General features: G+C 70.5%; 22 protein-coding genes. 18 read left to right on the top strand and 4 right to left on the bottom strand.

The features are described 5' to 3' along the window. Positions 1 to 34: 34 nt before the first annotated feature. On the bottom strand, positions 35 to 1,171 hold the full coding sequence (locus ACYQ1K_RS20510; RefSeq protein ID WP_459985117.1) for a carboxylate-amine ligase: 1,137 nt from the start codon (positions 1,169 to 1,171) through the stop codon (positions 35 to 37). Between the two features lie 199 nt (positions 1,172 to 1,370). Here ACYQ1K_RS20510 and ACYQ1K_RS20505 point away from each other — a divergent pair, with 199 nt between their 5' ends. The 13 genes from ACYQ1K_RS20505 to ACYQ1K_RS20445 all read left to right on the top strand — a co-directional run bounded on the left by ACYQ1K_RS20505 (position 1,371) and on the right by ACYQ1K_RS20445 (position 11,555). Then, positions 1,371 to 1,874 (top strand): DUF2231 domain-containing protein, encoded by a 504-nt coding sequence (locus ACYQ1K_RS20505; RefSeq protein ID WP_459985116.1) that lies wholly within the window; start codon positions 1,371 to 1,373, stop codon positions 1,872 to 1,874. A 19-nt stretch (positions 1,875 to 1,893) separates the two neighbouring features. Then, complete coding sequence (locus ACYQ1K_RS20500) at positions 1,894 to 2,583, top strand: response regulator transcription factor (protein ID WP_459985115.1); 690 nt, start codon at positions 1,894 to 1,896, stop codon at positions 2,581 to 2,583. An 8-nt stretch (positions 2,584 to 2,591) separates the two neighbouring features. Further along, entirely contained in the window at positions 2,592 to 3,956 is a 1,365-nt protein-coding gene (locus ACYQ1K_RS20495; protein ID WP_459985114.1) for a sensor histidine kinase, read from the top strand. Between the two features lie 139 nt (positions 3,957 to 4,095). Further along, positions 4,096 to 4,506 carry a hypothetical protein gene (locus tag ACYQ1K_RS20490; protein ID WP_459985112.1) on the top strand — a complete coding sequence of 137 codons (411 nt, stop codon included), beginning with the start codon at positions 4,096 to 4,098 and terminating at the stop codon, positions 4,504 to 4,506. Then, positions 4,503 to 5,429 carry an FAD:protein FMN transferase gene (locus tag ACYQ1K_RS20485; RefSeq protein ID WP_459985111.1) on the top strand — a complete coding sequence of 309 codons (927 nt, stop codon included), beginning with the start codon at positions 4,503 to 4,505 and terminating at the stop codon, positions 5,427 to 5,429. The genes ACYQ1K_RS20490 and ACYQ1K_RS20485 overlap by 4 nt, the downstream gene beginning before the upstream one ends. Continuing rightward, a complete protein-coding gene (locus ACYQ1K_RS20480; protein WP_459985109.1) occupies positions 5,426 to 6,058 on the top strand; it encodes a hypothetical protein in 633 nt (210 codons plus the stop codon). The genes ACYQ1K_RS20485 and ACYQ1K_RS20480 overlap by 4 nt, the downstream gene beginning before the upstream one ends. After that, entirely contained in the window at positions 6,055 to 7,299 is a 1,245-nt protein-coding gene (locus tag ACYQ1K_RS20475; RefSeq protein ID WP_459985108.1) for an NADH-ubiquinone oxidoreductase-F iron-sulfur binding region domain-containing protein, read from the top strand. Before ACYQ1K_RS20480 ends, ACYQ1K_RS20475 begins: the two co-directional genes overlap by 4 nt. Next, a complete protein-coding gene (locus ACYQ1K_RS20470; protein WP_459985107.1) occupies positions 7,296 to 7,502 on the top strand; it encodes a ferredoxin in 207 nt (68 codons plus the stop codon). Before ACYQ1K_RS20475 ends, ACYQ1K_RS20470 begins: the two co-directional genes overlap by 4 nt. Positions 7,503 to 7,623: 121 nt before the next feature. Then, positions 7,624 to 8,757 carry an S-(hydroxymethyl)mycothiol dehydrogenase gene (locus tag ACYQ1K_RS20465; RefSeq protein WP_459985106.1) on the top strand — a complete coding sequence of 378 codons (1,134 nt, stop codon included), beginning with the start codon at positions 7,624 to 7,626 and terminating at the stop codon, positions 8,755 to 8,757. After that, a complete protein-coding gene (locus ACYQ1K_RS20460; RefSeq protein WP_459985105.1) occupies positions 8,754 to 9,374 on the top strand; it encodes an MBL fold metallo-hydrolase in 621 nt (206 codons plus the stop codon). Before ACYQ1K_RS20465 ends, ACYQ1K_RS20460 begins: the two co-directional genes overlap by 4 nt. A gap of 30 nt (positions 9,375 to 9,404) precedes the next feature. Next, positions 9,405 to 10,232, top strand: coding sequence for a slipin family protein (locus ACYQ1K_RS20455; protein ID WP_459985104.1), 828 nt, complete (start codon positions 9,405 to 9,407; stop codon positions 10,230 to 10,232). 138 nt (positions 10,233 to 10,370) lie between these two features. Further along, positions 10,371 to 11,012: an RNA polymerase sigma factor gene (locus tag ACYQ1K_RS20450; protein ID WP_459985103.1), complete on the top strand. Its 642-nt coding sequence runs from the start codon at positions 10,371 to 10,373 to the stop codon at positions 11,010 to 11,012. Positions 11,013 to 11,096: 84 nt separating this feature from the next. Beyond that, complete coding sequence (locus ACYQ1K_RS20445) at positions 11,097 to 11,555, top strand: WhiB family transcriptional regulator (protein ID WP_459985102.1); 459 nt, start codon at positions 11,097 to 11,099, stop codon at positions 11,553 to 11,555. A gap of 3 nt (positions 11,556 to 11,558) precedes the next feature. Here the strand turns inward: ACYQ1K_RS20445 and ACYQ1K_RS20440 are convergent, their stop codons facing one another. Continuing rightward, positions 11,559 to 12,311 carry an SGNH/GDSL hydrolase family protein gene (locus ACYQ1K_RS20440; protein ID WP_459985101.1) on the bottom strand — a complete coding sequence of 251 codons (753 nt, stop codon included), beginning with the start codon at positions 12,309 to 12,311 and terminating at the stop codon, positions 11,559 to 11,561. 273 nt (positions 12,312 to 12,584) lie between these two features. Here ACYQ1K_RS20440 and ACYQ1K_RS20435 point away from each other — a divergent pair, with 273 nt between their 5' ends. From ACYQ1K_RS20435 to ACYQ1K_RS20425, 3 genes are all read left to right on the top strand, one after another. After that, positions 12,585 to 13,901 (top strand): lytic murein transglycosylase, encoded by a 1,317-nt coding sequence (locus ACYQ1K_RS20435; RefSeq protein ID WP_459985100.1) that lies wholly within the window; start codon positions 12,585 to 12,587, stop codon positions 13,899 to 13,901. A gap of 757 nt (positions 13,902 to 14,658) precedes the next feature. Beyond that, on the top strand, positions 14,659 to 15,207 hold the full coding sequence (locus ACYQ1K_RS20430; RefSeq protein ID WP_459985099.1) for a hypothetical protein: 549 nt from the start codon (positions 14,659 to 14,661) through the stop codon (positions 15,205 to 15,207). 39 nt (positions 15,208 to 15,246) lie between these two features. Beyond that, positions 15,247 to 15,651, top strand: coding sequence for a hypothetical protein (locus ACYQ1K_RS20425; protein ID WP_459985098.1), 405 nt, complete (start codon positions 15,247 to 15,249; stop codon positions 15,649 to 15,651). A gap of 17 nt (positions 15,652 to 15,668) precedes the next feature. Here ACYQ1K_RS20425 and ACYQ1K_RS20420 read toward each other — a convergent pair whose 3' ends face one another. Together ACYQ1K_RS20420 and ACYQ1K_RS20415 are read right to left on the bottom strand one after the other, a co-directional pair. Next, positions 15,669 to 16,766, bottom strand: a complete 1,098-nt coding sequence (locus tag ACYQ1K_RS20420; protein ID WP_459985183.1) for a hypothetical protein — start codon at positions 16,764 to 16,766, stop codon at positions 15,669 to 15,671. A gap of 144 nt (positions 16,767 to 16,910) precedes the next feature. Beyond that, a complete protein-coding gene (locus ACYQ1K_RS20415) occupies positions 16,911 to 17,138 on the bottom strand; it encodes a hypothetical protein (protein WP_459985097.1) in 228 nt (75 codons plus the stop codon). 115 nt (positions 17,139 to 17,253) lie between these two features. On the opposite strand from ACYQ1K_RS20415, the gene ACYQ1K_RS20410 reads away from it, so the two are divergent. Together ACYQ1K_RS20410 and ACYQ1K_RS20405 are read left to right on the top strand one after the other, a co-directional pair. Beyond that, positions 17,254 to 17,460, top strand: coding sequence for a hypothetical protein (locus ACYQ1K_RS20410; protein ID WP_459985096.1), 207 nt, complete (start codon positions 17,254 to 17,256; stop codon positions 17,458 to 17,460). Positions 17,461 to 17,704: 244 nt separating this feature from the next. Then, on the top strand, positions 17,705 to 19,567 hold a 1,863-nt coding region (locus ACYQ1K_RS20405; protein WP_459985095.1), incomplete at its 3' end, for a hypothetical protein.

Below are 19,567 nucleotides of genomic sequence, written 5' to 3'. Positions count from 1 at the left end.
AGTCAGGTTCTGCGCTCGCGTGATGGCGACGCCGTCAGACCAGTGCCGGGAGTCGTGGGTTTGGACACGCCGCGAGGGTTCGGTGTGCCAGGTCGTCGAGAAGGAGGCCGAAGCCGCCGCGCCGGACCAAGCGGCGCTGTCGCTCGCTCTCGCACTCGGAGGTCAGTGCGGCCGACAAGGTGTCGAGCGCGTCCGCGGATCCCGGGCCGAGCGCACCGCGAGCCTGCGCGATCGCCTCTCGGGCGACGTCCCGGATCGGGCGCTGGCAGCCGTCGACGTCCGTGATCGACGCGTCGAGGCCGAACCGTGCCGCGCGGAAGTCGTTCTCGCGCAGCACGATGTCCGGCAGGTCGGTGACCGAGTGTCGTTCGACCGCATGCCTCGCGAGCCCCTGCGCCAGGGCGGCGAGGCCGCCGGCCAGCTCGAGCGAGGGCACGGAGTCCATCACTCGGACCTCGATGGTGCCCAGACGAGGCTGCGGGCGCAGATCCCACCACAAGTAGGTGTAGTCGGGGACGCCGGCTGCGGTGATGTGCTCGTGAACGGTTGTGGCGTACTCGTCGAAGCTGTGGAAGACCGGTGGCACGCCGACTCGTGGATAGGACCACATGATCCCGGCTCGTGTCGAGGCGAGCCCGGAGTCCCGCCCGTGCCAGAAGGGAGATCCGGCAGCCAGGGCGCGGAACAGGGAGAGCTGGTTGCGCAGACCGCGGAAGGCGGTCACCATCGTCGCTGCGTCCGGGAGGCCCACGTGCACCTGGTACGCCGCCGTCGGGGTGCGCATGAGCCCGGCCAGCTCGCCCGAGATGGCGTCGTATCGTGCCGAGCGCACGAAGTGGACGTCGCCGACCCCCGCGAGTGGGTGCAGCCCTGTCGCCAGGAGGCAGAAGCCCTCCGCCGCGACCCGCCGCCGGCCGTAGGCGAGGCTCCGCACGAGCTCGTCAGCAGTAGCGACGACCGGAGTCCCGAACTCCACCTGGCAGGAGTAGATCTCCGGCGAGAACCGACCCGCCGGGCTCGACCATGAGGTGAGTCGGGGCAGGGCCACGTCGGCGTCGGTCAAACAGCCGTCGCGATCGACGAGGATGATCTCCTCCTCGGCACCCAGATGGAAGTCACCGCCGGGCTCGAACGGCGGCAGGGGGGACGGCAACGCTCGCTGTTGGCTCATGGTCCGGCCTCCCTCGAGGTCTGGTGCTCGTCCTCTCTCGACTCCGGTCTAGCGCGCACGCGAGTGGAACAGCAGAGCCGAAGGTCCGCCGCTTCGCCAGGCCTTCGTCGGATTTGAGTTGCATTTGATGTTGCGTTGTCCTCGGTGTTGACCGCGGCACGCGAGGATGACGACGACCGTCCCCCATGAGAGGAACCTGATGCCGTCCACGATCTTCGGCCTGCCCCTGCACCCCCTGATCGTCCACGCCACCGTCGTCTTCGTGCCGCTCGCGGCGCTCGCCGTCGCGGCCGCCGTGCTGGCGCCGCGCTTCCGCCGCTGGGCAGGACCGCTGCCCGCGCTGCTGAGCCTCGTCGCGCTGGTGCTGACACCTCTCTCCACTTCGACCGGCGAGAACCTCGAGCGCTCGCTGCCGCACAACTCGCTCATCGAGCAGCACGCCGAGCTCGGTGACCAGCTCATCGGCTTCACGATCGTCCTCTTCGTCCTCGCCGCCGCCCAGTGGTGGCTGGGGAGGCGTCGGCCCGTGCGTGGCCCCGGCGCCGAGGGCCACGACCGGTTGCGCGGGCTCGCGGTCGCCGTCGGCCTGCTCGCCCTGCTCGCGGCGGTCGGCACCGGAGTGCAGGTCGCACGGATCGGTCACAGTGGAGCCAAGGCCGCCTGGGCCGACACCGGCAGCGGTTCGGGGAGCTCAGACGGCTGAGAGCAGTAGCGTGGCGGGCATGGTGCGGCTGTTGCTCGTCGAGGACGACCCCGACATCAGGCGCACGCTCGCTCGCGGCCTCACCGAGCACGGTGCCACCGTGGTGCCGGTCTCCACCGCTGTGGAGGCGATCAAGGCGGTGAGCACCGAACGCCCGGACGCCGTGGTCCTCGACCTCGGGCTGCCCGACCTCGACGGCGCCGACGTGCTGGCGCTCATCCGCGCCAGCAGCGACCTGCCCGTCGTGGTGGCCACCGCGCGTGACGACGAGCGCGAGATCGTCCGTCTGCTCGACGCCGGCGCCGACGACTACCTGATCAAGCCGTTCTCCGCGGCGCAGGTGCTCGCGCGGGTGCGGGCCGTCCTGCGGCGTACGACGCCCTCTGTCCGCGAGGACCCCCGCGTCGTCGTCGGCGATCTCGTGATCGACCCGGTCTCGCGCACGGCGCGGCTGGAGGACCGCGAGCTGACCCTCAACCGCAAGGAGTTCGACCTCCTCTTCGCGCTCGCCTCTCGGGCCGGCGAGGTCGTCACGAAGCGCCAGCTGCTCGCCGAGGTCTGGCAGATGCCGTGGGGCGGTGCCGACCGGACCGTCGACGTGCATCTCTCGTGGCTGCGCCGCAAGCTCGGGGAGACGGCGGCTGAGCCGCGCTACCTGATCAGCGTGCGCGGGGTCGGGGTCAAGCTCACCGCCCCCGACGCCCCGTGAGCGCGGCGATGAGCCTGCGTCAGCGCATCCTCCTGCTCACCGTCGGCGCCACGGCGAGCGTGATGGTGCTCTTCGCGATCCCGCTGTGGCTGCTGCTCGACCACGCCGCCAGCGAGGAGAGCCGCGAAGGGGCCTCCGCGGTGGCCCGTGGAGTGGCCGACTACGTGAGCACCGGCCCGACGGGCAGCAAGGTCCTGGCGGCGTACGTCGACCGGCTCAACGACCGCAACGAGCGGGCGATCGTCACCGTCGTCCTCCCTGACGGATCGCACGTCGGGGCGTCACTCCCTGCCGGCGCCCGGATCGACCCCCACCCGGCGCCCACCCGACAGGACGCCGACGGCGACGAAGACGGCGGCGGCAGTGCCGACGACTCCGGGCTCATGCCGGTCTCGGAGCCGGAGGTTCACGAGGTCGCGGGAGGCCAGCTGGTCAGCGTGCGGGCGACCACCTCCAACGGCCCGGTGACGGTCCTCGCCTTCAGCTCAGCGAGCGACGAGCGCTCGCGGGCGGTCGATCGGCTGCTCTGGCTTGCCGCCGCTGCTCTTGCGCTCCTCCTGCTCGCCGCGGGCGCGGCCGAGGTCGTCGCGCGACGGCTCGTCCGCGACCTGGACCGCACCGCAGCGGTCGCTGACCGCTTGGGTGAGGGCGACCTGTCGGCTCGGGCGCCGGAGGAGGGCGTCGCCTCGGAGGTGCGCCGCGTCTCGGCCGCCCTCAACCGTCTCGCCGGGCGGATCGGCGACCTGCTGGCCGCCGAGCGGGAGACCGTCGCGGACCTCTCGCACCGACTCCGCACGCCGCTGACCGCCGTCCGCCTCGATGTCGAGGCGCTCCCGGCCTCGGAGCGCACCGACGAGCTGGACGCGCACCTCGATCACCTCGAGCGGACCCTGACGGCCGTCATCCGGGCGGCGCGGCGTCCCGAGCGCGAGGGCGTCCGGCCGCGTTGCGACGCGGCCGCGGTGCTCCGCGACCAGGTCGACTTCTGGCGTCCGCTCGCCGAGGACCAGGGCCGTTCGACGACGCTGGAGGTGCCCGATCACCCGGTGCCGGTGCGGAGCGCCGGCGACGATCTGCGTGCCGCCGTTGACGCGCTGCTGGAGAACTGCATCGCGCACACGCCCGAGGGAGCCGCGATCTCGGTGGTGCTGGTCGATCCCGGCCTGCACTCGCGCGACCTGGTCCGTCTCGAGGTGCGCGACCGAGGCCCCGGCATCCCCGAGGGCGGCGTCCACCGCGGCCGCAGCGACCGCGGCTCGACGGGGCTAGGGCTCGACATCGCGCGCAGTTGCGCGGAGGCGAGCGGGGGCCGGCTGGACGTGCGCCGCGAGGACGACTGGACCGTCGTCACGCTCCTGCTCGGGCGTCCCTGAGCGGTCTGGCGGCCGCGGGAGCCGTCCGCCCATGGCCCCGGCCCATTGCCCCGGCCCATTGCCCCGGCACAGCATGATTTGACGTCGATTTGAGAGCCGGTTCCGGTTCGTCTGAGCCCGGTCGAGGGACGGTAGCTTCATGACCGAGAACCCTCGCCGCACCATCCTCCGCCGGGCCCGCTTCGCCACCGTCGGGATCATCGTGACGGCGGCCGCGGGGACGGCCGGCCTCACGGCCGCGGCATCGCACGCCACCGCGCAGACCGGCACGGCGCACACCGGGCAGACCGGGCAGAGCACCACAGGCGGAGCCGGCAGGTCCAGCCTCTCCGGCAAGAGCGGCGCCCAGACCGGCGTCGGCTCGTCGTCGAAGTCCTCCGGCTCGTCAGGGTCGTCAGGCTCCTCGGGCTCCTCGGGCTCCTCGGGCTCCTCGGGCTCCTCCGGCTCCTCGGGCTCGACCCAGTCAGGTTCGGGCTCGTCGAGCGGCGGCTCCGGCGTGGCGCCGGCGCCGTCGAGCAGCCAGCCACAAGGCGGGTCGAACGCATCATGACCGCCCGCGAGTGGCGCGACTGGTCCTGCAAGGTCAGGGTCGTGGTCGGCCAGGATGACACCACCCCGGACGACGTCGCGGACGACGCGGCGGTGATGGTCGGCCGGCTGATGGACGACGTGGCGCGGGCGGCCAGCCGGTTCCGGCACGACTCCGAGTTGGAGCGCGTCAACGACGCAGCCCCCCGACTGCTGCCCGTCGGGCCGCTCGCGCTCCAGCTCGTCGAGACTGCGCTCGATGCCGCCCGCCGGACCGATGGCGCGGTCGACCCGACGATCGGCCGTCATCTGGTGGCGTGGGGCTACGACGCCGACATCGACGAGGTCCGTGCCGCGCCGGACCGGCGCGGTCGCGTCCTCGACGACCCCGCACCGGCCGACTGGCGTCACGTCGTGGTCGACCGCACCCTCGGCCGCGTGGGCGTGGCACGCGGGCACCGGCTCGACCTCGGAGCGACGGCGAAGGCATGGACGGCCGACGAGGCGGCGCGCCGTGTCGCGGCCAAGCACCGGCGCCCGGCCATGGTCGAGATCGGCGGCGACGTGGCAGTCGCCGGAGGATCTGACGCCCCGTGGCACGTGCGTGTCGCGGAGGTCGCCGACGGGCCCGGGCAGGTGATCGCGCTGGTCTACGGCGGCCTGGCCACGTCGTCCACGGTGGCCCGCCGCTGGAGCACCGCCTCCGGTCCTGCACACCACATCATCGACCCGAGCTCGGGCGTGCCGGCTGAGGGACCCATCCGCACGGCGTCGGTCTGGGCGCCCAGCTGCACGCTCGCCAACGCCTACAGCACCGCCGCGCTGGTCTGGGGTGCCGCGGCGCAGGCCTACCTCGAGCTGGCGAGCATCTCTGCGCGTCTCGTCGACCAGGCCGGCACCGTCCTGCGCACGTCGGGCTGGCCGGCGGAGGAGAGTGCGGCATGACGTGGTGGTTCCTGGCACGCGCCGCCGGCTTCATGGCCCTCATCGGCGCGACGGCCGCCGTGTGCCTCGGCGCGACGACCGCGGGTTCGTCACCGTCGACGCGGCTGCGGAGACGGGAGTCGCGCCTGGTCCTGCAGCTCGCTCACCGGTCCGCCGCCGTGGTGACGCTGGCCCTTCTCGGGCTCCATGCCGTGCTCCTCGTGCTCGACAGCCACGTCGCCATCTCAGTGCCGGGCGCACTGGTGCCCTTCACGGCCGGATACCGCGGCATCGCGGTCGGCCTGGGCACGCTGGCGCTGTACTGCTTCGCTGTCGTCGCCCTCACTGGTGCGGCGCGCGGACGGTTGGCCGGCTCCCCCCGCGCAGTGCGGTGGTGGCGACCGGTGCACGCCCTCGCCTACGCCGCCTGGCCACTCGCCGTCGGTCACGGCCTCCTCGCGGGCACGGACTCGATGCGCTGGTGGGCCTGGTGCCTGTACGGCGGCTCCACGCTGGCCGTGACTGCCGCCGTCTGGACACGCCTCTCCGCCGAGGAGGAGCACGCCGCCGCCCCGCTCGCCGGTTGGCGACATCTGCTCCGCCGGCAGGGTCGGCAGCACTCCATGATCGGAACGGGAAGGACGTCATGACGACCCTTCAGATGCCGGATGCACCGGCTGCCTTCGGCTCCGCACGGCTGCTGGCCGGTGTCGTTCACACGGGACGTGCCAACCTTCGGATGCACCGATCGATGCACGGAGTGCAGCAGCACCGGACACGGGACGCGCTGGTGCGCGAGGCGGAGAGCGTGCGGCTGCTCGGTCGCGGCGGCGCCGCCTTCCCGGTGGCGACGAAGCTGGCGGCGATGCCGACCGGACGCGGCGTCGAGGTGGTGGTGAACGGCTCCGAGAGCGAGCCGGCGAGCCGCAAGGACCGCACGCTCATGACCTACGCGCCCCACTTGGTCCTCGACGGCGCTCTCGTTGTCGCCCGTGCGCTGCAGACCCGCCGCATCACGATCGCCGTGCACGACGCCCGTGCCCGTGCCTCGCTGAAGGACGCACTCGAGGAGAGGCGCCGCCACGAGCCGTACCCCGAATCGGTACGGGTGCGGCTGCAGCCCGCCCGGTTCGTCGCGGGCGAGGTCCGGGCGGTGCTCGACGGGCTCGACGGAGGCGCAGCGGTCCCGCCGGGCCGGCGTACCTTGCCGACCGTCCGAGGTCTGCACGGCCACCCGACGTTCGCGAGCAACGTCGAGACGTTCGCGCAGATCGCCGTGCTCGTCTCCCTCGGCGTGCGGGAGTACGCCGCCGTCGGGGACCGGAGCGAGCCTGGCACGACGTTGCTGACCCTGCTGGGCGACGTGCCTCATCCCGGCGTCCTCGAGGTGCCGACGGGTCTCCCGCTCGAGGCCCTGCTCCACGAGGCGGATCGCGGCGCACCGGTGCTGATCGGCGGCTACCACGGTCATTGGGTCACCGACATCCGTGGGTTGCAGGTGAGCCGTCCGGAGCTGCGCGCTGCGGGAGCACCGCTCAACGCCGGCGTTGTCGCGCGCCTCCCGCGGGAGGCCTGCCCGCTCGCGGAGGTCGCGGCCGTCGCGTCGTGGCTGGCGGACCAGTCGGTCGGACAGTGCGGTCCGTGCCTGTTCGGCACCTACGCGGTCGCGCAGGACGTGGGAGCGCTCGTCGCCGGTCGAGCCGCTCCGGAGGTGACGGCCAGGCTGCGCGGCATGGCCAGGCGCGGGGCGTGCGCCCACCCGGACGGCACGGCTGCGTTCGTCGGCAGCGCGCTAGCCGCCATGGCGGAGGAGATCGCCGCGCATGCCGGAGGGCGTGGCTGCGGGCGCCCCTACCTCGGTGTCCTCCCGGTGGGAGGCGGGCGACGATGAGGCTCGAGGTCGACTGGACCAGGTGCGACGGCCACGCGATGTGCTCGCTCCTCCTGCCCGAGCACGTGGCGTCAGATCGCGACGGCTTTCCCGTCATCACGGATCCGAGCGTCCCGGCGCATGCGGTGCGGCACGCACGTCGGGCGGTGGCCGCGTGTCCGGCGCTCGCGCTCCGACTCGAGCGCGAGGCCGGCCGGCGCTGAGGGGACACCCGCGCCGGGAGCCCGCCTGTGTGCCGCTACGTTGGTCGGAGCAGACGAGGGACGTCCGCGGCCTCGGCGGACACTCGTCTCGTCCCTGGCTCAACACCGAAGGAGTGTCCACATGCAGCAGGTCCGTGCGGTCGTCGCCCTCGAGCGTGGGAAGCCGGTGGAGGTGGTGACGATCAACGTGCCCGACCCCGGTCCGGGCGAGGCCGTCGTCCAGGTGCAGGCCTGCGGGGTGTGTCACACCGACCTGCACTACCGCGAGGGTGGGATCAACGACGACTTCCCGTTCCTGCTGGGCCATGAGGCCGCTGGGATCGTGGAGGCCGTCGGTCCCGATGTGAGCGCTGTGGCGCCGGGGGACTTCGTGATCCTCAACTGGAGGGCCGTGTGTGGTGAGTGCCGAGCCTGCAGGCGCGGCGAGCCGCAGTACTGCTTCAACACCCACAACGCCACTCAGAGGATGACGCTGGCTGAGGGTCCTGGGGCTGGGACCGAGCTCTCACCCGCGCTGGGGATCGGGGCGTTCGCGGAGAAGACCCTGGTGGCAGCGGGGCAGTGCACCAAGGTCGACCCGTCGGCGCGTCCGGCGGCGGCCGGCCTGCTGGGCTGTGGAGTGATGGCCGGGCTGGGCGCAGCGATCAACACCGGCGCGGTGACGCGTGGCAGGTCGGTGGCGGTGATCGGCTGCGGTGGGGTCGGGGTGGCGGCGATCGCCGGGTCGGCACTGGCCGGAGCGTCCCCGATCATCGCGGTCGACATCGACGCGGCCAAGCTGGCCAAGGCGAAGGAGCTGGGCGCGACCCACACGGTCGACTCCTCGGCGTCGTCGGGGCTGGACCCGGTGGCGGAGATCAAGCGGATCTGCGCGCAGACCTATGAGGGTGCCGAGGGCGCGGACGTCGTGATCGAGGCGGTGGGGCGTCCGGAGACGTGGAAGCAGGCGTTCTATGCCCGCGACCTGGCCGGCACCGTGGTGCTGGTCGGGGTGCCGACCCCGGACATGAAGGTGCCCGACCTGCCGTTGATCGACGTCTTCGGTCGTGGTGGGGCACTGAAGTCGTCGTGGTATGGCGACTGCCTGCCCAGCCGGGACTTCCCGATGCTGATCGACCTCTATCAGCAGGGTCGGTTGGACCTGGACGCGTTCGTGACCGAGGAGATCGGCATCGGCGATGTCGAGGCGGCGTTCGAGAAGATGCACCACGCGCCTGCGGGGGAGACCGTGCTGCGCAGCGTGGTGATCCTGTGACGGGATCTGCCGGATCGGTGCGGGTGGATCACGGCGTCACCACGGGGACCTTCAGCCTGGACGGGCAGAGGTTCGAGGTCGACAACAACGTGTGGGTGGTCGGTGACGACGCCGAGTGCGTGGTCATCGACGCCCCGCACGACGTCGCCGGGATCCTGGCGGTGGTGGGGGAGCGGCGGGTCACGGCGATCGTGTGCACCCACGCCCATGACGACCACGTCCGCGTCGCCCCGGACCTCAGCGTTCGGACCGGCGCTCCGATCCTGCTGCACCCCGACGACGAGCCGCTGTGGCAGCTCACCCATCCCGCCCGACGCTGGGATGACGACCTGACCGACGGTCAGAGCATCGTGGTCGGCGGCACCACGCTGGAGGTGCTCCACACGCCTGGACACGCCCCAGGCGCGGTCTGCCTCTACGCCCCCGACCTGGGCTGCGTCTTCACCGGCGACACGCTCTTCAACGGCGGTCCTGGTGCGACCGGACGCTCCTACTCCGACGCCGACCTCATCCGCGAGTCGATCCGGGCACGGCTCTTCGAGCTTCCCGACGACACGGTGGTCCACACCGGACACGGCGACGACACCACGATCGGGGCCGAGAGCTCTGGTCTCTGACCCTCGCTGTGAGGCCGACGTACGCTGGGAGTGAACTTCTTCCCTGCGGGAGGCGCCGTGGACATGGTGCTGGCGATCGTGGTGGCCGTCGTCGTGCTCGGGCTGGTGGTCGCGGCGGCCAGCGCTCGGGTGATCAAGCAGATCGAGCGCGGGGTGGTGCTGCGGCTCGGCCGCGTCCTGCCCGAGGTCCGTGAGCCCGGCCTCACCGCGCTCATCCCGCTCGTCGACCGGCTCAAGCGCGTGAACATGCAGGTCGTGACCATGACGGTCCCGGCCCAGGACGGCATCACGCGCGACAACGTGACGGTGCGAGTCGACGCCGTCGTGTACTACCGGGTGATCGACCCCGTGCGGGCCGTCATCGAGGTGCAGGACTACTCCTACGCGATCGCCCAGGTAGCACAGACGTCCTTGCGGTCCATCATCGGCAAGAGCGAGCTCGACGACCTGCTGTGCAACCGCGAGAACCTCAACCAGGGCCTCGAGATCATGCTCGACAGCCCCGCCGTGCCGTGGGGCATCGAGATCGACCGCGTCGAGATCAAGGACGTCGAGCTGCCCGAGTCGATGAAGCGGTCGATGTCGCGCCAGGCGGAGGCCGAGCGGGAGCGGCGGTCGCGCATCATCACCGCAGACGGCGAGTTCCAGGCATCGAGGAAGCTCGCCGAGGCGGCGGACGCGATGTCCCGCACGCCGGCCGCGCTCCAGCTGCGCCTGCTGCAGACCATGGTCGAGGTCGCGGCGGAGAAGAACTCCACACTTGTGCTGCCCTTCCCGGTCGAGATGCTGCGCTACTTCGAGGCCATCGCCACCGGGGAGCCCGCCAAGGGCCGCTCCGACCCGTCGGCGCCTGGCTGAGGCGGCCCGCCACGCCGACCCGAGCTGACCCGCGCGAAGCGGCTAGATCGCCTGCGCGATGCGGCTTTCTGCTGACGCATGGGGTTTCTACCGTCATGAGGCAGCCCTTCCTGGGAGCGCTTCAACGGGAGATTCGACATGTCGCAACGCCATGCGGCGCTGATCAGCGCTGCCCCCTTCGTCCAACTCGCGGGAGGGTGCCCAGATCATGAGGCAGAGCTCGCCGACGCCGAGCTCTGTCACGCCATCCGCGAGGGACGCGACCGCCACGGCGCGGCCGTCGCCGAGCTCTATCGACGCCATGCCGCGCTCGCGCTCGGTCATGCTCGTCAGCTCTCCCGCGGAGCGGCGAACAGCGAGGACGTGGTCGCGGACGCCTTCCTCAAGACCTGGCAGCGTCTCGCCAGCGGGCACGAGATCGACTCCTTCCCCTCCTATCTGCTGAGGGCCGTCCGGAATGGGTTCGTCGACTCGCTTCGACAGAGGGCGCGCCTCGTGAGCCTCGAGACGGTCATCGAGGCCCACCCGTCGACGGGCGGCGCAGTGGCGGACCCCACTGTGTCGGTCGACGACGCCGACCTGCTCCGGACGGTCGTCGAACGGCTCTCCCCTCGGCACCGACACGCGCTGTGGCTCCGGGCGGTCGAGGGCTACTCGACGAGCGAGGTCGCCGAGCTGCTGGGCCTCAAGCCCAATGCCGCGGCGGCCTTGCTCCATCGTGCTCACAAGGCGCTCGCCGCAGCTCACCGGAGTGTGGAGGACCACGCTGCCGCCTGTTGAGGATGGTCTGGCCGCCCGGCGTCACGACCGACCCGGCTCCGACGTCTCGAAGGAAATGCCCCGCTCCGCATCCGAGGTCAGCCCGTGTCAGCAGCCGTCCCCACCACGCCGCCCCGACGGCCGTTCCAACCGGTGTACACCGCGACGACCACGGCGCGCGTCCCTGGTCGGGCCGTGAGCCGGGCGGAGGGCGCCTCGACGACGAGAACGGACCGTGGCTGGCGAGCCCGCGCCGCGTGTGTCGACAGCGACCCTGAGATCTTCTTCGAGACAGCCGCGACCGGCCGAACCCGCGCGCGAGCCGTGTGCGCCACCTGTCCCGTGTGGGTCGACTGCCTCATCACGAGCGTGATCAACCGCGAGGCGGACGGCATCTGGGCGGGCTTCTCCGACTACCAGCGCCGTCGCATCCGTCAGTCGATCACCGAGGCCGGGCATGCCGTCACCCCTGAGCAGGTTCGGCTCTGGGCGCAGGTGGCATCCGACGCGATCCCGGATGAGCCCGAGCGACGCGGACGTGGCCGGCCAGCGCGTGCCGACTGAGTCTCACCGCGCGTTCACGACGTCCACGACCGCCGACGCGATCTGCTGATGTCCCGCGGCGTTCGGGTGTTCGCCGTCAGAGGCCAGATAGTGCGTCTCGTCGTACTGATAGTCGGGACCCTTGAAGGCTGCGCGCAGATCGATGTACGCCGAGCCGGTCTCGGTGGCGACCTCTCGGATCGTGGTGTTGATCTGGGACGTGACCGTGGCGGCGGCGTCGACGTAGGCCTGCCCCTGCTCGGTGGCGTATGTCCCGCCCAGCCAGACGCTCCAGTAGTCGAGCAGCACGACCAGGGTGCGCCCCTTCCCCAGCTCGTGCAGCCGCTCCACGATGGCGCGCAGGTTGGCCGCCACCCCTGGGACCTGTGGTTCGTAGCAGGCCGCCACGGCGCCGCACGAGCTGGAGTAGAGCACGTCGTTCGCACCGACCTGAACCTCCACCACATGAGCGCCGGCGACGTCGCTGGCGACCTCGCCTCCTCCGCTCAGCTGGTCGAGCACGTCGACGGTGGTGTATCCGCCCACCGCGTCGTTCCGAGTGGTGGCCGGTGATCCCGAGGGCGCCAGCTCGGGAGCGCTGAGCTGCGGGTACGGCGTGCAGTCGCACGCGGTGCCGGCCGGCACCGAGTCTCCCAGCGCCACCAGTGACCACGCGGTGCTCCCACTGGTCGAGCTGGTGGCGGCGCACGCAGCCAGCACGGCGGTCGGCACTGCGATCACCAGGGCGATCGCGACCCTCGCGGGCTTGCCGATCATGTGTCATCTCCCCGGGCAGCCCTGTCCTGCCCCTGTTGATCAGAATGCCACCAGACCGCGCGCTACCGAACCTGCCGACGGCCGACCGAGCTAGGCGCGAGGCCTCGTCGATGCACCGGCATGGGCCAGCCGGGGATGTGGCCAATACCACATGGGGGGTGCTCGGATGGCCCGAACGTGGGCCGACACCCACCGAATTAGTCAAACGTTCCCATTCGGCTCCGCGTGTCGCTTCCGGATGTCACCTTGCTGTGCGTGGGAGGACAGCACAGGATGGACACACGACCTGCTCGACGCAGGCGGACGACGCGACTCGTCTCGCTGACGCTGATCACGGGCGCCTTGACCGTCTATGGATCGGCCGCCATGGCCATGGTCCCGGACGACTTCCAGGTCCCGACAACGGTGGACGACACCGCCAGCGCGCCGTATGACACGACGTACGACGCGCCGCTCACGGTGGCTGCGACGCCGTTGCCCGCTGCGCCGGGCCTGACGGCCGAGCCGGCGGCGGACATCGTGGCGACCGCCAACGCGACGGCGATCCCGCCGGCAGCGCTGGCCGCCTACCAGCGTGCCACCTACGTCATCAACGAGGCGGACACCTCCTGCCATCTCGCCTGGCCGCTGCTGGCCGCGATCGGGCGCGTCGAGTCCGACCACGGCCGTGCGCACGGCAGCGAGCTGAACGCCGACGGGGTCGCCACACCGGCCATCGTCGGCCCGGCGCTCGACGGCAAGGGCGTCGGCCTGGTCCGCGACACCGACGGTGGGCTCTACGACGGGGACACGAGCTTCGACCACGCCGTCGGCCCCATGCAGATCATCCCCTCGACCTGGTCGACCATCGGCGTCGACGCCGACGGCGACGGCCAACGAAACCCCCAGGACATCGACGACGCCGCCCTGGCCGCGGCGGTCTACCTCTGCTCGGGTCCCGACGACCTCGCCACCCTCGCCGGGCAGACGGCCGCCGTCCTGCGCTACAACCACAGCGCGTCGTACGTCGAGACCGTCCTCGGCACCGCCGACGCCTACCGCTCCTCGGATCTGCCACCCACCAGCGCGCTGACCGGCCCCGTGGGTGCGTTCGTGCCCGCCGTGTCGCTGACGAATGAGTCCGCGCCGACGCCTGCCGCGGACCAGGAAAGCGCGTCCCCGTCGACGGGGGGCCGTCATGCCGGTCACCGCCACGGCCACCACGGCCACCACGGCCACCACGGCCACCACGCGGCACAGCACGCGGCTGCGCCGGGGCACGCCACAGGCGGCACCGCCGCGACGCCTGCGTCCACACCCGACCCAGCGCCCGCTCCTCACCCGGCGCCGGCGCCTGACCCGGCGCCTGCACCGGACCCGGCGCCCGCTCCTGCGCCCGACCCGGCACCTGCACCGGACCCGGCGCCCGCTCCTGCGCCCGACCCGGCACCGGCTCCCGACCCCGCTCCCGCGCCTGACCCTGCACCGGCTCCGGACCCCGCGCCGAACCCGGCGCCTGCGCCGGACCCGGCTCCCGCTCCCGACCCGGCGGCCGCGCCGGACTCGACAGGCCAGGGCACGCCCGCCACGACCGCGCCTGCGGCGGGCTGAGAACCTCTCGTCGGACCGAGGGCACAGATGCGCGGCTGAGAGCGGGCCGCGGCCCTTCGTCCGAGGCCGTCGTCGAGGCCCGACGCCTGGAGGACCGCGTCGGCGCAGTCGCCGAGGACCGGCGCAGCTACGCGGAGCCCATGGCGGCGTGGTCGTGAACTGGTCTGAACGGGCGATCTCGATCACGGCTCGCAAGCCAGTTGAGACCACTTGCGGTCAGCTGCCTGTCTGCAGGCGACGACGACGCGAGCCTGTTGATCGCCTCGCGGCAGCCGTGAAGGAGTGAGTCGGCAAGCGGACCGACCTACCGAGGTCGTGTGTCCTCGCGAGGACAGCGGCGGCCTCATCAGAAACGTGGACGTTCGCTGCGGTCAGACTCCGAGGAGGCTGGCCCGATAGCAGCGGCGCTGGCGAGCGCGTCAAAGTCCCACCGTCGGCGAGTGCCAGCATGACGAGTGCGGAGGAATCGGAGTCGATGTCCAGCGGGGCGGGCGCGGGGCCGGAAGCGGCATGGTCTCGGTCGGCCTGCTGGAGGAAACCGAGCGACTCGCCGATCAGGTCGTCCTCGAAGGCCCAGGGCGCGACGCGGCGGCCGTCGGGCACAACATGGGACCGCGCCGACGCTCACCCGGTGGCGTTTCTGCGAGAAGGCAGTAACGAACGTGGGGAGACCTACGTCTCTCGTACGACCACGTCCGTGGTCGGTCGGCCGCCGCCCGTGTGCGACCGGTGCTGGCTTGCGGGAGGGAACGCAGCGATGACGATGCTCGCTTCGGCACGGAGGCATCCTTCCGGCGTCGCACGATGGACCTCGCTTGTCGGCTGCACGGCGCTGGTGACCGGCATTCTCGTCGGCTGCGGCGACACCGCATCGCAGGTCGAGGGCCATCGAGCCGGCGCGACATCGTCGCCAACCGGTTCACGCACCCCCGGCGTCAGCCGGGGAGCTCAGGATCTCGCCGAAGCGTCGAAGGCGTACCGTGCGATGGCCGAGGCGTACGCGACGTTGATCCATGCGGAAGGCGTCTACCAGGCGACCGCCGCGAAGGCAGCGACGCAATCCCCTAGCAACGTTGCCAGCGGGCTGGCGAACCTGCACAAGCTCGAAGCCGAGCGCGACGATCGAATCAAGCAGTTGGGCGCAACGAGCGTCCTTCAGGACGGGGACCTCAGAGACACGTACGACGAGATGACGGCGGCCGCCACGACGTGGAACCGGTTTCAAGACTCCCACTACGACGCCCTCTCCGACTACCGGCTATCGGCTCACGTCTGCCCCGACGCCTTCGACGTCGGCGACGCCTGAGGCCAAGCGGACGGCCTGCTGGCGGCCGCCGAGGCACGGGTGGCCGCTCAGGAACGAGCCGCCGCGTGCAGGAAGACCCTGGCGTCGCTCGCCACCTCGAAGAACGCAGCACTACGGGAGTACGCCGCGACGTGGACGACTCTCATCGGCGCCCGAGAGACACCGTTCGCGACCATCAAGACCCAGATCGACCGAGCGGTCCGGGAGCACGCCAGCAACATCAAGGACCAGACGATGCCGACGATGAGTAGTCGAATCGCGAAGCGGATCCTTTCGCGGATCGCCCGTCAGGTCACCGTCGCCGACACCACGTACCTCGCGAGGATCAAGACGCAGACAAGCACACTGGCCGCCGAGCTCCGGCGCTTCCCACGCGAAGAGTTCTCCGCACTGGCCGACGCGCTCACGAGGGAGGCCCAGCGGTCGTCAGCAAGTCCGAGTTGATAGCTGGCTGCGCGAGGTCACTCCGGGGAGTACGGCGGTGACTCCGGTCGCTCCTCGCGCATGCTCTGGCGCGACTCCTGCCGGTGGGTGTAGGCGGCCGCCCGGACTGCATCGTCGCTCTCCAGACCGGCCCCGAGGGCGCCGCCCAGTGTTGCCAGAGAGCTGGTGAGCCACGCCAGCTTCAGGTAGTCGCCGACTCCCGCGGCGTGCCCGACGCCCTCACCGAGCAGGTGTGTCGGCACCAGAACCGGTGAGGTCAGCAGTGCGAGCACGAGCAGTGCCGCGTAGAGGAAGAGGACACCGAGAACGACCGTTGCGGTGGTAGCCAGGTTGAAGAGGGTCACCTGCTTGCGAACGACCGGATGCGACGTGTGCTCCCACAGACCGGCCCCCGCGATCAGGGCGATCGTGATCCCGACGACAGACCCCATTGCGATCGCCGAGAGCCGGATCCAGTCGAGCGCGGCGCTCAGGTGCCAGATGTCGGGGGTGACGAGGGCGAACACCCCAGCTGCCAGAGCGGCGGTCAGCGCTCCCGAGAGCCCGATCGCCAGTCTCCACGGCTGGTTGGCTCGGATCATTCCGATGAGTAGTCGCAGGTTCCCGCTGAGGACTCGCGCGGTGAACATGACGCTGCCGTCTCCGTCCCGCTGCTGGCTCCTTCCGAGCTCGTTGGCGCGGCGCCCGAGACCCGCGATACCACCCGAGAGGGCGCGATCCGCCGTGTCCCCGAGTAAGGTGCGCACCAGCCCGACGACCGTGTCACGGGTGCGTCGACGCAGCCCGATGGCACCGAGCGCCGGGAGGCACACGACAGCGGCGCTCTGCAGTGGACTCGCGTGAGCCACGACCGGTCTCCGGCGAACCTTCAGCGGCAGATCGGTCAGACAGACGACCAGGTCCCATCCTTCCTTCAAGAGCCGGTGCCGTGCGGCGGCGACCAGCGCTGCGTCGTCCGAAGGTGGAGACACGAGGGCGTCGACCACGGTGGACACCCGCCATTGGACGGTGGGCACGTGCAGACTCAGCTCGGCGTGCAGGTCGTCGGCGAGCAACGATGCGATCTCAGTGGCCACACCCGGAGCCGACACGAGTCCGATCGCCACCTCGTCCATGCTCATCGGGAAGCGGCCGGGCTGCGCCGATGGGCTCTGCCTTCGTGCGTCATGGTGCGAGTCTGGGATCACTGCACTCCAGGAAGCAAGGGCGCGCGGCCCGCGCAGTGTGTCGCGGTGAGAACGACAGCCTTCAGTTCCAGGTCAGGGCGCCTGGTAGGCGAACACGCCCCACCACATGACGTCGGAGCCGACGGCCACACTGGGGTCGGCGTACATGAACACTGACCGGGTCCCGCCCAAGATGTCATAGGGCTGAAGGTAGGGCTTGCTGAGGCCCTTGCGGTTGTAGAAGTAGACGCAGAACACGCCGGACGCGGGGTTGGGTGCGGTCGAGTCGCCGGCGCAGCGGGGATCGCCAGGGATGCTCACGTCGGTTCCGAATGCCAGGTTCGCAGCGGTGAGAACGACGGGTGCCTTGGCAGGCAGCGTGAGGACCTGTATCACCTGCGAGCCGTCAGAGGGCCCTTCGCTGCCGAAGGTTCCGGTGACCAACCTGCCCTTGGGGATGGTGCCCCACGGCGGGACGATGCTGCTCCGTGTCGCGGTGTCGAGCTTGGCAGCGCCGACAGAGCCGGTGGCCAGTTTCGCCGCGGAGACCGAACCAGTCGCGATCTTGCTGCTGGTGACCGAGCCGGTCGCCAACTTCTTCGTGGTGATCGCTGCATTGGCGATCTGGCGCGTGTGTACCTGATCGAGACGGGTTCAGAACCGACGTCCTGGGGCCGCACGCACACGCAGGTTGACACCCACTGGCCGTGCGTGCGCCCAACATTCCCGCATTGCACCCCAAATTCGCCCGTTCGCCCTTGACGGCAGCCCGCGTGGCGGGACATTGGTCCCGAATCGGCCCGAAGCCTGTTGCACTAGCGGGACAGTCTGGCACTTTGCCTTTTGTCGAGGCGCCGCGAAGGGGCCGTAACCCGGAAGGGGTCCCGATGATCGTTTCAAGGTGTGCTCGCGCGTTCATCTCCGCCGTGATCGCGGTGCTGGTCGCGGCCGGACTGCAGATCGTGACGCTGGCCGCACCATCGCTCGTGCCGCCGGCGGCGGCGGACACAGACCCGGGCTCGGGCGGCGTCTTCGTGCCGTACCAGACGCAACTGCTCGACACCAGGTCCGCTGGGTCAGGCGGCTCCTTGGTGGCCGGTACCTGGCGGACGGTCTCAGTCGAGGGGGTTGGCGGGATCCCCTCAACCGGAGTCTCCGCCGTCCAGGTCGTCATGATCGTTCCATCAGTCACAGTCGACGGGCACATCTATGTGCGCCCCACGGGAAGCGGCCAGGCCGGCTGGACCGCCATGCTGTTCAACAAGCCCGGCTGGATGTCAAACACCGTCGTCATCAAACTCTCTGGATCCGGCAAGTTCGACATTCAGGCCGACTGGGGCATCGATGTCATCATCGGCGCCCAGGGCTACTTCACGGCCGGATCCACAGCGCCCGGCGGCTTCGTCCCGTCGTTGACGCCCTACCGAGTGGCCGACTCGCGGTACGGCAACGGGGTGCCCCAGGCGAAGTTGACGAACAACGTGCCCGTGACCGTTCAGGTGGCGAGCGGCTCGAATGGACTCCCCGCGAGCGGGGTTCCGATGGGTGCGTCGGCTGTGTTTGTGAACTTCACCGTCATCAACGGCTCCACCGCAGCCGGGCAGATTCACGGGAATGCGGCAGATGTCTCGGGGGCTGGCGCTGGTTTGAACTTCATGGCGTCGGCGAACACCACGTTGGGCGCGGTAGTCCCGTTGTCTGCCGACGGGAAGATGAAGGTCACCTTGACCTTCACTCCAACGACCGGCACCGCGGACATGGTGGCTGACATCGTCGGCTTCTACACCGCCACCGACAACGACTACGCCGCCGGTACCTTCACCCCGGCGGACTCCTGGCTTGTGAACAACAAGACGATCGCCGCTCACACCACTGCCACGTACAGCATCGCGGGGGTTGGCGGGGTTCCGGTGAACGGCTCGGGGGTGAACGCTGTTGCGGCAAGCGTCGTCGTGCATCAGGCCAATGTCGGCGGCGCCGGCAACGTCTCGATGTGGCCGGACGGATTCCCCCTTCCGAATGTGACCTCTCTCGTCTTCCCTGAGACCTCGTATCGGTCGACCTCGACCACTATTGGCGTCGGCTCCGAGGGAAGGATCAATGTCTACAACAACTCCTCTCAGCCGATCTCGATCTTCATTCAACTGCAAGGGTGGTTCGCGGCATCTGATGCGGTTGTTGTGGGTGGTCAGTCGATCACTCAAAAGAAAGTCACGCTAAAGGCCTCCAGTGTCGGGTTGGCGGCTTCGCGGACCTGGGTCAGGTACCAGTATCGGGAAGGGACGAGTGGTCTTTGGAACGACGTACCACTCGTGAACGTGAGGGACTCGACCAATGCTCAGCCTGGCTCTTGGCCGGTCCAGGCGGTCGGAACGGGGAGCGCAGCGGAGTTCGCACCGTACACATGGGACGTGTCCGGGACCCTTGGCGCGGATTACCAGAGTGGACGAAGTTTGCAGGCCCGCGCCTGCTATTCCACGGGTTCCAGCGACCCATCGCCGCTTTGCGCGACCGCCTGGAACCTCACCTATGCGCCAGCATCGTTCGGGTACGCCTCAGCGGCGACCGATGTAGGACCGGGGGCGTTGTCGCTCCTTACCGGCGACCTGCAGGTCTCTGAGACTGATGCTTCGGCCGTGTCATCGCTGGGCGGGCTATCGATCGGACGCACATTGACAACGCTCAAGGACCCCACGGCGGCTCCCCTGAGCACGGCGGCAGGCGTATTCGGTCCCGGTTGGACGGCAGAC

It is taken from the genome of Nocardioides sp. AN3 (assembly GCF_054653495.1).
Note: the sequence above shows the minus strand (reverse complement) of the source record. Positions and strands in the feature narration are given on the sequence as shown.